The organism is Roseateles terrae (assembly GCF_014192155.1).
Taxonomy (GTDB): Bacteria; Pseudomonadota; Gammaproteobacteria; order Burkholderiales; family Burkholderiaceae_C; genus Roseateles; species Roseateles terrae.
In genome coordinates, this window is record NZ_JACHXO010000003.1 from 572,386 (window position 1) to 586,127 (window position 13,742).

10 protein-coding genes are annotated in these 13,742 nt (G+C 66.8%); 4 read left to right on the top strand and 6 right to left on the bottom strand.

The annotated features are described in order from the left end of the window. Nucleotides 1-5: 5 nt before the first annotated feature. On the bottom strand, nucleotides 6-1,571 hold the full coding sequence (locus tag FHS28_RS11810) for an aminotransferase-like domain-containing protein (RefSeq protein ID WP_088452445.1): 1,566 nt from the start codon (nucleotides 1,569-1,571) through the stop codon (nucleotides 6-8). A gap of 609 nt (nucleotides 1,572-2,180) precedes the next feature. Then, complete coding sequence (locus FHS28_RS11815; RefSeq protein WP_221193898.1) at nucleotides 2,181-5,771, bottom strand: L-glutamate gamma-semialdehyde dehydrogenase; 3,591 nt, start codon at nucleotides 5,769-5,771, stop codon at nucleotides 2,181-2,183. Between the two features lie 115 nt (nucleotides 5,772-5,886). Between FHS28_RS11815 and FHS28_RS11820 the strand changes: the two genes are divergently transcribed. Further along, complete coding sequence (locus FHS28_RS11820) at nucleotides 5,887-6,357, top strand: Lrp/AsnC ligand binding domain-containing protein (protein ID WP_088452443.1); 471 nt, start codon at nucleotides 5,887-5,889, stop codon at nucleotides 6,355-6,357. A 133-nt stretch (nucleotides 6,358-6,490) separates the two neighbouring features. Here the strand turns inward: FHS28_RS11820 and FHS28_RS11825 are convergent, their stop codons facing one another. Both FHS28_RS11825 and FHS28_RS11830 read right to left on the bottom strand, forming a co-directional pair. After that, entirely contained in the window at nucleotides 6,491-6,940 is a 450-nt protein-coding gene (locus FHS28_RS11825) for a hypothetical protein (protein ID WP_088452441.1), read from the bottom strand. A 75-nt stretch (nucleotides 6,941-7,015) separates the two neighbouring features. Then, a complete protein-coding gene (locus tag FHS28_RS11830; RefSeq protein ID WP_088452439.1) occupies nucleotides 7,016-7,411 on the bottom strand; it encodes a hypothetical protein in 396 nt (131 codons plus the stop codon). A gap of 254 nt (nucleotides 7,412-7,665) precedes the next feature. Here FHS28_RS11830 and FHS28_RS11835 point away from each other — a divergent pair, with 254 nt between their 5' ends. The 3 genes from FHS28_RS11835 to FHS28_RS11845 all read left to right on the top strand — a co-directional run bounded on the left by FHS28_RS11835 (nucleotide 7,666) and on the right by FHS28_RS11845 (nucleotide 9,955). Continuing rightward, a complete protein-coding gene (locus FHS28_RS11835; protein WP_184294629.1) occupies nucleotides 7,666-8,424 on the top strand; it encodes a hypothetical protein in 759 nt (252 codons plus the stop codon). Next, nucleotides 8,421-8,972: a tetratricopeptide repeat protein gene (locus FHS28_RS11840; RefSeq protein ID WP_088452435.1), complete on the top strand. Its 552-nt coding sequence runs from the start codon at nucleotides 8,421-8,423 to the stop codon at nucleotides 8,970-8,972. The genes FHS28_RS11835 and FHS28_RS11840 overlap by 4 nt, the downstream gene beginning before the upstream one ends. A 95-nt stretch (nucleotides 8,973-9,067) precedes the next feature. Beyond that, nucleotides 9,068-9,955, top strand: a complete 888-nt coding sequence (locus FHS28_RS11845; RefSeq protein WP_088453087.1) for an alpha/beta hydrolase family protein — start codon at nucleotides 9,068-9,070, stop codon at nucleotides 9,953-9,955. Between the two features lie 312 nt (nucleotides 9,956-10,267). On the opposite strand, the gene FHS28_RS11850 is transcribed toward FHS28_RS11845, so the two are convergent. Together FHS28_RS11850 and FHS28_RS11855 are read right to left on the bottom strand one after the other, a co-directional pair. After that, nucleotides 10,268-10,990 carry a phosphatase PAP2 family protein gene (locus FHS28_RS11850; protein ID WP_184294631.1) on the bottom strand — a complete coding sequence of 241 codons (723 nt, stop codon included), beginning with the start codon at nucleotides 10,988-10,990 and terminating at the stop codon, nucleotides 10,268-10,270. Nucleotides 10,991-11,146: 156 nt separating this feature from the next. Next, nucleotides 11,147-13,387, bottom strand: coding sequence for a putative bifunctional diguanylate cyclase/phosphodiesterase (locus tag FHS28_RS11855; RefSeq protein ID WP_184294634.1), 2,241 nt, complete (start codon nucleotides 13,385-13,387; stop codon nucleotides 11,147-11,149). Nucleotides 13,388-13,742 lie beyond the last annotated feature (355 nt).

A 13,742-nucleotide genomic window follows, 5' to 3' on the forward strand; every position in this document is an offset into this window, starting at 1 on the left:
AGCGGTCACGGCTGCGGGAGGAAGACCCCGGCGACGCTCCGGCCCTGCAGTTGCCGACACAGCTCGCCCAGCGTCTGCACCGCCTCGCGCTGGGCGTCGTCCATCAGGTAGCCGGCGTTGATGCGGATGCAGCGGTCAAACCGCATCGAGTTCGAGAACATCGCGCCCGGGGCGATGCGCACGCCACGCGTCAGCGCCGCTTCGAACAGCGCCATGGAGGACAGGCCTTCCGGCAACTCAACCCACAGGTTCATGCCGCCGGGCGGCAGGCTCATGCGGGTGCCCTCCGGCAGATGGTCGGACAGCAATTGCGCCATCACTTCCCGTTGATCGGCCAGCCGGGCCCGCAGCGAGCGCAGATGCCGCGCCATGTGCCCCGCCATCAGGAACTCCGCCACCGCTGCCTGGCCCAGCATCTCATTGGGACGGCTCTGGGCGTACTTGAGCACTTCCACCCGCGCCTGCCATCGCCCGCCCGTCATCCAGCCGAGCCGCATCCCCGGTGCCAGCGTCTTGTGCAGGGAAGCGCAGAAGATCACCCGTCCGGTCTGATCCCAGGACTTGATGGCGCGCTGCGGCTGGTCCGCCAGGGCGGCATAGGTGTCATCTTCAATGAGGGCGCGGTCCATCTGCTCGCACCAGGCCAGCAGCGCCTGCTTGCTGTCGTCCGGCATCAGCGACCCGAGCGGGTTCTGCAGGTGTGGCACCACCACCACCGCCTTGAGTCCCGGCTCACGCCGCGCCGCTTCCTGCAGGGCGGGCAGCGAGAGCCCGGTGTGCGGACTGGCAGGGATCTCCAGCGCCCGCAGGCCCAGGGTTTCGAGAATCTGGAGCAGGCCGTAGTACGTTGGCGACTCGACGGCGACGGTATCGCCCGGCTGGGTGGTGGCGCGCAGCGCGATGCCCAGCGCCTCCGTGCAGCCGTGGGTCACCAGCACCTGCTGCGGATGGAGCTGGAGGCCGGCGTCGAGCGCCTGACGCGCCAGCGCCGCCCGCAACAGCGGATGCCCCCGCGGCTCCGGTGCCTCGCCCAGCAGCTCGGGACGACGTCGCAGCAGCCGCTGGGCTTGCAGCGCCAAGGCCTTGACCGGGTACAGCGATGGCGCGGCGCAGGCGCCGCCCAGATGCACCCGCACTTGCGCCTGACCCGCCTGCATCAACACGGTCGACACCCGCTGATGCACGCCGACGAACTGCGCCGGATCCGCCCGGCTCTGACGAGGCTCAGCGGCGCGGGCCAGACGAGGACGCGGCGCCCGCACGAAGTAGCCGGCACGCTGCCGCGCCTGAAGCAGGCCCTGACTTTCGAGCAGCCGGCAAGCCTGCAGCGCAGTGGTCAGGCTGACACGATGCAGCCCCATCAGGGCCCGCACGGACGGCATGCGACTGCCGACGGGCATCGTGCCGCTGTGGATGGCATGGCGGTAGTGAGCTGCGACCTGCTCATACAGCGGATCGGCACCCGGTGCCAGGCGGCCTGGAAGGCTCGAAGCGGGCGCCAACCGCTCAGGAGAGAGATGATCGACCGCTGGATCGGGGCCGGGTGACGGGGCGACTGGCACGGTGCTCATGGGGACATTCTGCGATGCCGCCCGACGTCGCAAGCAGAACAGGGGGACGGGATTCGATACGGAACAGCGTCAGCCAGGCGGCTGTTATCGACAACAAACCGGGGCGCTGTACCTGTTTCCGCGGGCTGTGCGTTCAGACACTGGAGGCCACTCCTCACCCGTTCAGGATGGTCGCCATGTCTCACACCGCTTTCCAGATTCAGCCTCGCACGCGCACGATGTGGCGGCTGTGGCTCCGAGGCCGGTGGGGGCGACTGGCGACCGCATGGAGCGGGCTTTGGCTGCGCCACCGTGCCGTGGAGGCAGCGGCGGGGACGACGCCCCTCGACACGACTGCCAGCGCGACGGTTGCTGCCGGGACCACGACGCTGGCGCTCCAACCTGGCCAGCAGCAAGAGGTCTGGCTGGCCCGCGGCGCGGTGCTGCATTTGCATCGTGGCCGCATCGAAGGCCGGGACCCACCGCGATTCAGCTGGCTCCCGGCATGGGCGGACGGCGCCGCATCCGTCTGGACCTTGCGGTCCGGGGAGGTCCGGGTGATGGCGCAGTCCGGCTGGGTCTGCCTGACGGGAAGCCAGGCCGGCCCGGGGGGCCCGGGTGGGTGCGAACTCAGTGCACGCCAGCCAGCAGTGCCGCGTTCCCGCCGGCGGCCGCGGTGTTGATCGTCAGCGTCTGCTCGGCCGCAAAGCGGTAGAGCTGGCGCGGATGCCCGGCTTCCGCGGCCGGGATCACCGGCAGGATGGCGCCGTCCCGCGTGGCCAGCGCGCGTTGCACCGGGGCCAGCAGCGCCGCAGGCGCCACCACACCGGCCAGTTGGCGGGCAGCCAGCACCGGCGACAGCTGATCCGCCGGCAACAGCGTCACCGCCGCCGCCGCTACACCGCCGCGCAGCAGCGCCTCGCGCAGTTCCCGGGTCACATCGCTGCCGCCCACCACCGCCACGGCGTTGCCCGCCACCAGTGCAGCGGCCAGCGAACGAGCCAGCTCCACCGGCGTCAGTCCCTGCGCCAGCACCGCCATCACCCCGCGGCCATGCAGGCGCAGCTCGTTGCTCTCGCCCGTCGGGCCCGGCAGCGACTGGTCCGCCAGCGCGGTGCGGGCGCTGCGGGCAATCTCCTGCCAGGCCTGCGTGACCTCCGGTCCCTGGCCGGCCGCAGCGCGCTCGATCAACGCCGCACGCTCACCCACCGGGCGGCTCGCCCAGGCCTCATGGGCCTTGAACAGGCCGGCCAGATCCGCCGGTGCGGACAGCGTGAGGACCGCGGGCGTGTCGTCCATCACCGGGGTGGCCACCACCGGCGCTGCGAATCGCAGCAGATAGTGCGGGCCACCCGCCTTCGGGCCGGTGCCGGACATGCCTTCTCCGCCGAAGGGCTGCACGCCCACCACCGCGCCAATGATGTTGCGGTTCACATAAACGTTGCCGATGCGCGCTTCCGATGCCAGGCGCAGGGCACGGCTGTCGATGCGGGTCTGGATGCCCAGGGTGAGGCCATACCCGAGGCCGTTGATCTCGCGGACGACGTCTTCCACATCCCCGCTCCAGCGCACCACATGCAGCACCGGGCCGAAGATTTCCTTCTTGAGCTGCGCAATGCTGGACAGCTCCACCGCGATCGGCGCGAGCAGGCGCGGGCCGCCGTCCGCCAGCGAGGCTTCAGCGATCACGCGTGCATCGGTCTTCAGGCGCTGCACGTCGCCGGAGATGGCCTGGAAGGCCTCGTTGTCGATCAGCGGGCCGACATCGGTGGCGAGGTTGGCGCTGTCGCCCACCCGCAGTTCGCGCACGGCGCCGCGCAGCATTTCGATCACGCCATCGGCCACCGCTTCATGCACGGCCAGCAGGCGCAGGGCCGAACAGCGTTGCCCGGCGCTGCGGAAGGCGGATTGCACCACCGCATCGATGACCTGCTCCGGCAAGGCGGTCGAGTCCACGATCATCGCGTTCAGGCCGCCGGTTTCGGCAATCAGCGGCAGCGTGCCGGCACCGGGCTTGCTGGCCAGCTGACGGTTGATGATCTGCGCCACCTGGGTGGAACCGGTGAAGCACACGCCCGCCGTGACCGGAGAGGCCACCAGACGCGCGCCGACCGTTTCACCCTGCCCATGCAGCAATGCCAACGCATCCGCCGGCACGCCTGCGGCATGCAGCAAGGCCACGCATTCGCGGGCCACAGCCGGGGTCTGCTCAGCCGGCTTGGCGGCCACGCAGTTGCCCGCGGCCAGCGCGGCCACCACCTGGCCGGCAAAGATCGCCAGCGGGAAGTTCCAGGGCGAGATGCAGACGAACACACCACGGCCGTTCAGCGACACGCCATCGTCGGCCAGGCGCTCGGCCTCGTCGGCGTAGTAGCGCATGAAGTCGATGGCTTCGCGCACTTCCGAGATGGCGTCACCCAAGCTCTTGTGCGCTTCCTTGACCAGCAAGGCGCAGTAAGCCGGCAATGCGGCCTGCAGCGCATCCCCCGCGCGGCGCAGCACGGCCGCGCGCTGGGCCACCGGCGTGGCGTTCCATGCAGGGAAACCGGCCTTCAGGCGCGACAGGGCTTCATCCACCTCGGCATTGGTCGCCTCGGCCAGGGTCGGCACCTGGCAGGCCGCCAGCGCGTCCAGCAGCGGCTGGCGATGGACCGGCACCGCCAGGTCCAGGCCCTGGGAGTTGTCACGGCCGCGGCCGGTGTGATCGCGGAACAGATCGAAGGGCAGGGGCAGGCTGGGCTGCGGCTGGATCAGCGTCAGCGGGGATCCCAGCAGCGCTTCCGGCGCCACCTGCGGATCGGCCAGCTGATGCACGAACGACGAGTTGGCACCGTTCTCCAGCAGGCGGCGGACCAGATAGGCCAGCAGGTCGCGGTGCTCGCCGACCGGCGCATAGACGCGGCAGGGAATGCTGCCGTCCTTCAGCACTTCGCGGTAGACGCCTTCGCCCATGCCGTGCAGGCGCTGCATCTCGAACTTGGCGCCCAGCGCCCGGGCCATCTGCAGGAGGGCCGCAATGGTGCCGGCGTTGTGGCTGGCGAACTGGGGATAGATGACGTCGTGATGCTGCAGCAACGCCTGGGCGCAGGCGAGGTAGGAGACGTCGGTATGCGGCTTGTGGGTGAAGACCGGATAGGTGGGCAGGCCCTGCTCCTGGGCGCGCTTGATTTCGCCGTCCCAATAGGCGCCCTTGACCAAACGAACCATGAAGCGGAGGCCGTGCTTGCGAGCGATGGCCGCGACCTCATCGACGACAGCGCGGGCGCGGGTCTGGTAGGCCTGCACCGCCAAACCGAAACCGCGCCAGTCGGGGAAGTGACTGGCGATGCGGGCGGCGAGCGCATCCAGCAGTTCCAGCGACAGCTCGAGGCGGTCCACCTCTTCCGCATCGATGGTCAGGTTGATGTTGGCTTGCGCGGCCTTTTCCACCAGTTGCCAGACGCGCGGCAGCAGCTCGGCGTAGACGCGCTCACGCTGGAGCACTTCATAGCGGGAGAACAGGGCGGAGAGCTTGATGGAGATGCCGTCGCTGCCTTCCGGCGACTCGGCGCGACGCCCGCCTGCGATGGCAGCGATGGCGGCGAGGTAAGAAGCTTGATAGCGCTCGGCGTCCCGTTCGGTGCGGGCGCCCTCACCCAGCATGTCATAGGAGAAGCGCAGCTGGCGCTGCACCTTGCGGGCAGCGTCGGCTTCGGCCATGGCTTCGCCGATGTTGCGACCCAGCACGAACTGGCGACCCAGCAGCTGAATGGCCCGGACGGTGGCAGCCACCACTGTCTGCGCGCCCAGGCGCTTGAACAGGCCGGTGTCGGCTTCGGCGTCGGGCAGGAATTTCTTGGAGAGCGAGATGGCGCTGGCCGCCAAACCCGCCAGCATCTTGTGCGGGCCGTCGGAGCTGCCGTCGAAGTCGGCGCGGCCGAGCTGGTCGGCGGTCAGGGCGATGGCGGTTTCCGCATCGGGCACCCGCAGCAGCGCTTCGGCCAGACGCATCAGGGCCAGGCCCTCGGCGCTGGTGATCGGATATTCCCGCAGCAGCGACTCCATCGCCCAGAACGGCGCCGGGTTGCTGCGCACCTGCTGGACCCAGGGGCGGGCCTGATCGATGACCGAGGCCCAGTTGAGCTTCTGCAGTTCCCCGGCCAGGGCGTTCACCAGCGGCAGTTCGTCGCGATACGGATCCGGCAGGCGGGTGGTTTCCGGTGGCAGGGCAAAAGCGGTCATGACAGTCCTCTCGGGGAGCGAGACTCGGGGCAGATTAGTGAGTGGCGCTAATGTAGGGAGGCTCGGACTGGATTAAATTCGGTTCCAATGCGGTATCGCCGATATTTATCCAGCCATGAACCTGCCCGACGACCTGGACAAGATTGACCTGCGCATTCTGCGCGTGCTGCAGCAGGATGGGCGCATCAGCAACCTGAAGCTGGCGGAGGAAGTGCACCTGTCCGCGACGGCGGTGCTGGAGCGGGTGAAGCGGCTGACGCGGGACGGCTACATCCTGGGCTATGAGGCCCGGCTGAATCCGGCGAAGCTGGGGGCGTCGATGCTGGTGTTCATCGAGATCCTGCTGGACCGCACGGTGCATGACGTGATGGACAACTTCCGGGCGGCGGTGCAGTCCCGGCCGGAGATCCTGGAGTGCCATCTGGTGGCGGGGGGGTTTGACTACCTGCTGAAGACGCGGGTGTCGGACATGGCGGCCTATCGGGAATTCATCGGGGCGTCGATCTGGACGCTGCCGGGGGTGCGGGAGACGAGGACGTATGCGGTGATGGAAGAGGTGAAGAGTACGACGGCGTTGCCGTTGTGAGGCGGCGGGGGGTTGGTCAGCTGATTTGAACCAACAGAGTCTCTTCTGGGAGAGCCGTCTCGGTGCGGTTGAGAGCGCCATCGCGAGCGCGGGGGCGATGGGCGGCGCTGGAGCTGGATTTCATCGAAATCAACTACTTCGTATTCGCGACACCTTTGTCAGCGGCCGACCGCGCGGACTTACGAAGCTGCTCCTCGACATGGCTACGCAGGTTGTGCCATCCGGCGATCTGAAGCGCCTTTGATGCCGCTTTGCGAACGGGCTCCCACGTTGGGTCCGTGAACATCTCGACCTCATTCCACTTCAAGGCCAACGCCGGAAGTTGATGGCATTCGTTCAAGACCTCTGCGAGCTGACTTTCCAGCGTGGGAAAACTTGATTCCACGCAGCGCCGGAAGTCCTCAACTTCAGTCATCAAGCCTTCGATGTCGCATTCGGGGCAGCAATTCATTTGCTTGCTCTGGACTGAGGAAGGCAAGTGGAGGAAGTCGAGCGCTTTCATGCCATGGCACGCGTCACTCACCAGACGATGTTCGTCTGTGGCGAACCAAGCCCAGAATCCAAGCTCAAAATCGTCTTTCATTCGCAATCGCTCCGGCAGGTAGAAGGGACCAAACGGCTTGAAAGCTGCAGTTCTGCCAGCATTCGGCCGCCGCGGTCAGACCGCCGGGCGAGCCCAGTCCTTTAGCCCGAACGGACCGTTCGGCGGCGCGGTGGTCCCAAGTGCCCGCAGGTCATCCGGGTTCCACAGAGAACCGAAGTCGTCATCGACCACGCACGCAGGGAAGGTGTCTATCAAGCGTTGCAAGACATCGAGGGATGCACCTGCTGCCGAACCACGGCACCTGCAGAAGCATGCCGCTGCAGAAGGTGGCGCACCCAGGCGCCGGACCACCTCGTCAAGCTCGGCTACCGTCAGTTCCTGCCGCCATTGCTCCTCACCGTACATAAAGAAGACGAACGTCTCGGGATCACTGCTTTGTTGCAGGACCTGAAGTTCACTTTCGAGGCGTTCAGGGGAGAACCCACGGAAAAACGCTATGACACCGTCCATGATCAGCTTCCTGCGCGTTCGCTTCTGACCGGTTGCCGCCCGTCGGTTGACCAAGTCTAATGCCCGCTTTCTATGCAAAGCTGCCGGTCGCGCAGGATGATGCCTTCGAGCTGTTGCCATCGTTTGGGTCTTGGCGGGAATGACGTTTCTCGCTTCCATTTCCCCGAGTTGACCTTAGCCACTATCTGACGACTCCGCACCGTGGCACCTTGCGGCCTGTACGAGCCCTGCGCTCATATCTAACGAAAAGGACCTTGAACGTGCCGAGCCCCCGTCCGCCGACCATTGGCAATCCTGCGCAACCATCCGGAGCGACTTCGCCTGGCGCCGGTTCAAAAATCCTTTACGTTAACAAGGTCGGTAGCGATGGCTGGCTTCAGGCCTTGGCCAACAACTCCAACGAACGGGTGTCCCTTTTTAAGTATGCGCAGGTCGCGGACGTCCAAAGCCGTGGTGGGCGTACCTACTTCAAAGTGATGGAGGGAGTCGCTAAGGGCAGAACGCTGAGCTTGACTGACGCCAATGCAAGAGAACATCTCGGTCCGATTGGTCCGAAACGCACGCCGGCGCACATTACCGTGACCTACGGTAGCTATGACCCGAACTGGTACTCAAAGGCTCGAGATGAGCGCCTACCCCAGCAGACGGCTACTCTGGACATTGCCGGTGTGAAGTCAACGGTTACGATGAATACCGTGTGGGGCACTGGCTACTTCCCCTTGCCACCCGGGAGTTACACGGTGCTGCTGCCTGATGTTCCGCACGATGCGAACATGACTCGCTTTTATCGACGCGTGGAGCCCCAACTGACTTTTGATCAGGTCTGGTTCCCCATTCTGTTTGGTAACAACAGCCGCTATGTTCATATCGGCAACGTCTCTGATGGTTGTGTCACAGTCATGGACTTTGCCCGGTGGCCCTCCATCCACGAGGCCTTGCTGAGTCATCGCACGGTGGACGGGCGAGGCGTTGCGCTTCTGACGGTGAAGGGCAAGCCGGAGCGGGAGCGATGAGCGCCAGCAGTATCACGAAGGCCGTATTCATCGCGACCCTCATCGCAGTGGTCTCATTCCGGCCAGCGCATGGGGACGGTCTGTCCGCATCTGAAGAAGATCGCAGGGCAGCAGCGGCGCTCAATGCCGAAGGCGATTCTGCTTATCGAGCAGGTAGGTTCGACAAGGCGCTGAAAGCCTACATGAACGCCTACCCCAACTATCCAAACGCTCACGCATACCTGATGGCTGGGGACACCTATTGGCGGGCCGTGTTGGCGGCCCATACGCCGCAGAGTTTGAGCAGTGCCCCGGACTCCTGCGCCATAACAAACAAGTTCTTTGCTGAAGATGCTCAGCGGAGCTTGGACCAGCATTACCGGCCCGGTCTTTCCCTGGCTGCCAGGGAGGTGAAGGACTCAAAGGGTCCAACCACCCTGCGCGAGCGCTCAATCAAATCCGCAGCCTGTCTCACCACCATTCAGGCCAAATACGCTGCGCTTCCCAAGACCGCATGCGTGGATCTGCGCGAGGTCTCGGCGTGTCTCGGAGAGCCGCTGCGGCCATGACGTGTGGTCTGGGGCGCCAGCGCCCCCTTGCAGATCGTTGCCCCGGCATTCAAGACAACGCCATACTGCCCACCCCGCCCTCTCCATTGCCGTTGATGTCGCGCCAACTCCACCCCCTGCCCCTCCTGCTCGCCGCCTTGGGCTTCGCGTTCGCCTCCGCCGCCCAGGCCGCCATCCAGGAAACCATCGTCCGCCTCCCCGCCCGCGTGAGCGATGCCTACGGCAAGGTGGTCGAGCAAGACATGGTGGTCACCCTCTTCGAAGACGACGCCCCGAGCAAGACGCTGCGACCGATCGCCGTCCTGCTGCACGGCCGCGCGGCGGACGCTGCCAAGCGGGCCGCCATCGGTCGTGCCACCTACCGCGCCAATGCCCGCTGGCTGGTGCACCAAGGCTTTGCAGTCGTGGTCCCCACCCGCATCGGCTACGGTGAGACCGGCGGCGAGGATGTCGAAAGCTCGGGCACCTGCAACAACAAGCACTATCCCCCCGGCTATCAAGCCGCCGCGGAGGAATCGCTGGTCGCCATGACCTTCATGCAGAAACGGCCCGGCGTGGACCCGGACCGCGTGGTGGTCATCGGCCAGTCCTACGGCGGGGCCACCGCCATCGCCATGGCCGCCATGAACCCGCCCGGCTTGAAGGCCGCCATCAACTTTGCGGGCGGCGGTGGCGGCAATCCCGAGACGCAGCCACAAGAGCCCTGCGCGCCCCACCGCATGCGCCAGATGTTTGCCAGCTACGGCAAGACCGCCAAGGTGCCGACCCTCTGGATCTACACCGAGAACGACCAGTGGATGGGCGCCAAATACCCGGTGCAATGGCATCAGGCCTTCGTGGAGGCCGGCGGCATCGGGGACTTCATGCAGTTCGGACCCAACGGGAAGGACGGCCACGGCCTGTTCACCCAGGCACCGGACGTCTGGAAACCTCACGTCAGCGAGTTTTTGAAACAGCAGGGCTTGGTGGCCGGCCAGGACTGATATCGGCCCCCGCCGCGGAGGGACCTGCTTCCAGGCCCCCTCTCCAACCCGCCCCTGAGCGGGCTGCCCAGCGTGAGGCCATGAGCGGACAGTGGCGTACCTCCCCACTTCACGGCGCCCTTGCCGGCCCGTCCCGCTCCATGGCTCTGTTCCCCTCTCCCGCCTTGCGGCGCCCCGCCGCCCTGGCTGAACCCAAAGCCTCGGCCCCGGCGCCGACCACGCCCGCCGCCCTCCAGCCGCCGGTCGACGCCGGCGGCCGCGGCTGGTTCGACTCCAGCTACCTCCTGCGCCGCGGCCTGGAGGTCCGCGAGATCACAGCACGCGAGTGGATGATCCTGACCCGTGCCAGTCCGCCACCGGCGATGCGGCCCGGCGGTGCATCTCCTGGCGGGTGTACGGATGCTCCCGGCCTGACAGCGCCAGGCTCAGCGCCGTCACCCACTGGTGGGTGCGCGCCGGCGGGGTGAACCACGGCGCCGCCATCAGCATCGCCAGCATGACCAGCGACAGCCCGGCACTGCGGCGCAGCACCCGCACCGAGGTCTCGCCATCGGTGCCAGGCCGTGCCTCCCACAACGCAAACAGCGCCACCGCCGCGCCCAGATCGAAGCCCAACAGGGCTTCGGATGCGGAATGGGCGCCCACCGGCAATCGGGAATAAGCGATCAGCGCCGCGAGCCCCAAAGCCAGGCACAGACCCAGCGCCCGCAGTCCGGCCGAACGCACCGCCTGCAGACCGAGCCATGCCAGCAGCGGATACACGGCCGAGGCGCAGACCGCATGACCCGAAAAGCCGGTGAAGTCCCAGGCGGCGATGCCCAGCTCCCAACCGATGAACGCCAGCTTGGACAGCATCGTGAGCCCGAACACCAGCACGAAGCCGGTCACCCAGCGCTTCACCACCGTCCGCTGCCGCTTGCAAGCCCACAGGCCCGCCACGGCCACAGCCGCCATCGGCAACAAGACCTGCGCCTCACCGAGACGGGTGAGTACATGCCAGAACGCAAGGGTCGATGCAGGGGAATCAGGCGCCAACACGATGAAGCGGGTATCCAGGCAAAAGCAGAGACGGCAGCCAGGCCACCCGGAGGTCAGGGGCGCGGCCGAAGAACGCGCAGCTTAGCGTCTGGAATGCGACCCGAAACGCACGCCGCCAGGGGCCGTGCCGATCCGGTCACACTCGTGCGGCCTTCAGGCCAGTTGCAGCCGCTTGACCGGCGGACGACGCAGCGCCTCCGGCGGTGGCGTCGTGACAAAACTCTCCGACGGCATCGGGCGCCCATACAGCCACCCCTGCGCCCAGTCGCAGCCTTCCCGGCGCAACCATTCCGCCTGTTCCTCGGTCTCGACGCCTTCGGCCAGCACTTCCATCTGCAGGCTGCGCGCGAGCACGATGACGGTCCGTGCAATCGCCGCGACGTTGGCATCGCTGCCCAGCTCGTTCACAAAGCTGCGGTCAATCTTGAGCGTGCTGACCGGCATGCGCTTCAGATAGGCCAGCGACGAATAGCCCGTGCCGAAGTCGTCGATGGCCACACGGACACCGCGCCGCGAGAGCCGGCTCAGCAGGCTGATGGCCTGTTCCGCATCTTCCAGCAGCAGGCTTTCAGTGACTTCCAGCTCCAGCGCCTGCGGCGGGCAACCGGTCTCGGTGAGGATGAAATCCAGCGTGTCGATGAAGTCCGGCTGCCGCAGCTGCCGCGCCGACACGTTCACCGCCACCTGCTGCGGCTTGCCCTCCTGACCCTGCCAGCGCGCCACCTGCGCGCAGGCCTGCTCGAGCACCCAGCGTCCGATCGGCACGATGAGGCCGGTCTCTTCCGCGAGCGGGATGAAGTCGGCCGGGGAGATCGGGCCGCGGGTCGGATGCCGCCAGCGCAGCAACGCCTCGGCGCCGATCAGGCTGCCGTCGGAGAGCCGGACCTGCGGTTGGTACTCCAGCCGGAACTGCGCCGCCTCGTTGGCCTGGCGCAGGGCATGGGTCAGCTCGAAGCGCTGCTGCACCGCCTGCGTCAGCTCCGGTCGGTAGGACTGCACCGAGCCCCGCGCCTGCAGCTTGGCCCGGCACATGGCCACTTCCGCATTGCGCAGCAGCTCGTCGACCTGAATGCCGTCGGCCGGGAACAGCGCCAGGCCTACGCTGGCGCCCACATTGAAGCGGTGATGGTCGATGACGATCGGCTCGTCCATTGCCTGGATCAGCCGGTCACCCAGACGCATCGCGGTCTCTTCGTCCACCAGACCCGACAGCACCACCACGAATTCGTCGGCCCCCACCCGGGCGACCGAGTCGGAGACACGCACCACATTGACGAATCGGGCCGCAGCGGTCAGCAGCACCTGGTCGCCTGCGGCATGGCCGGCAATGTCGTTGACGTCCCGGAAGCCGTCGAGGTCGATGTAGAGCACCGCCACGCAGGTCTGGTCCCGCTGCGCGGTGCCAATCTGGCGGGCGATGCGGTCCCGCAGCAGCGCTGCATTGGGCAATCCGGTGAGGCTGTCATGCAGCGACTGATGCAGCAGCTCAGCCTCGGTCATCTTGATGCGGGAGATGTCGGTCAGCACGCTGAGGTAGCTGACCTGCGAGGCTGTGTCCGGCCCTGCCGCTTCGCCGGGCACCTTGACGAAGGTGGCCCACATCGGAATGGTGTCGCCGTTGCTGTGGCGCTCGGTGACTTCTCCGCTCCACTTGCCGTGCTGCTGCACCTCTGCCCAGAGCTCACGCAGCTTGTCGGGATCCTGATCGCCTTCACGCAGCATCAGCGGCCGCTTGCCCAGCAGGTCTTCCCTCGTCCGGCCGGTAATGGCGCACAGGGCCGGGTTCACATCGCAGATGCGCAGCTCGGCGTCCAGCACCATGATGCCTTCGCCGCAGTGTTCGTAGACGGTCGCCGCCCGTCGAGCCGCCTCGGTGGCCCGCTGAAGTTCGGTCACGTCGCGGGCGATGGCGACCTGGCCCAGCGCCTGATCTTCATCCCGCACCTCGGCGCTCAGCACGTCCAGGCAGCGGGAACGACCCTGCTCGTCGACCCGCCAGCTGAGCGACCGGCCCCCGTCGTTGCCGGTGTTCCAGTGCAGCGGGCGGCGCAGTTCCTCGTCGCGGCGACCGAGCAGTTCGCCTTCGGTCATGCCCACCAGACGCTCGAAGGCCGGGTTGCAGCCCTCGTAGGCGCCCTCGGCGTCCTTGAAATACATCGGGTCGGGGATGGCATTGAGCAGCGCGCTCAGCCGTGCGCGCTCCCGGCGCACCCGTCGCAGTTCATCCCGCCGGCGCCGCAGCCGCTCCCGTTGCTGGAAGAACAGGCTGACCATCCAGCCCATCGCAATGCCGCCCACCACGCAGGTGGCGCCCAGCCAGAACACCGTGCCGCCCGCCCCCATCAAGGCCTGCACCGAAGACAACGGCGCGGCCACGGCCGGGCTAGCTGCCATCGGCAGCACCACGCTCAAGACTGGCACCGGACTGGACACGGACCTGCTTCCCCATTGCTTCAGGCGAATGCGCATGGCTCACCTATGTTTTATGGCGGGGGACGCCGCAAAAGACGTCATCGCCCGCTGGGCTTGCGGGTAGCGGCCCCTCCCTCCTCGCACGACGGCGGAGTATGGGCGGGCCAGCTTGTCGGATGCCAACCTTGGATCTCACGCAGTCAGCGGTTCGCTGCAGGATTACACGTTTTACGTTCTCTTATTTCTTGCAACAGATGGGTTCGGTCGCCAAGTCTGTTATTTGGACTCTGTACGGAGGTTTTTGTGCGTCATTCGCCCATCCGGGACGAGCCGCGTG

Coding starts and splice junctions, on each gene's coding strand:
- FHS28_RS11830 (WP_088452439.1), bottom strand. CDS start 7,411: ATGGACGGTGTCATAGCGTTTTTCCGTGGGTTCTCCCCTGAACGCCTC.
- FHS28_RS11815 (WP_221193898.1), bottom strand. CDS start 5,771: ATGACCGCTTTTGCCCTGCCACCGGAAACCACCCGCCTGCCGGATCCG.
- FHS28_RS11820 (WP_088452443.1), top strand. CDS start 5,887: ATGAACCTGCCCGACGACCTGGACAAGATTGACCTGCGCATTCTGCGC.
- FHS28_RS11810 (WP_088452445.1), bottom strand. CDS start 1,571: ATGAGCACCGTGCCAGTCGCCCCGTCACCCGGCCCCGATCCAGCGGTC.
- FHS28_RS11840 (WP_088452435.1), top strand. CDS start 8,421: ATGAGCGCCAGCAGTATCACGAAGGCCGTATTCATCGCGACCCTCATC.
- FHS28_RS11845 (WP_088453087.1), top strand. CDS start 9,068: ATGTCGCGCCAACTCCACCCCCTGCCCCTCCTGCTCGCCGCCTTGGGC.
- FHS28_RS11825 (WP_088452441.1), bottom strand. CDS start 6,940: ATGAAAGACGATTTTGAGCTTGGATTCTGGGCTTGGTTCGCCACAGAC.
- FHS28_RS11855 (WP_184294634.1), bottom strand. CDS start 13,387: ATGGCAGCTAGCCCGGCCGTGGCCGCGCCGTTGTCTTCGGTGCAGGCC.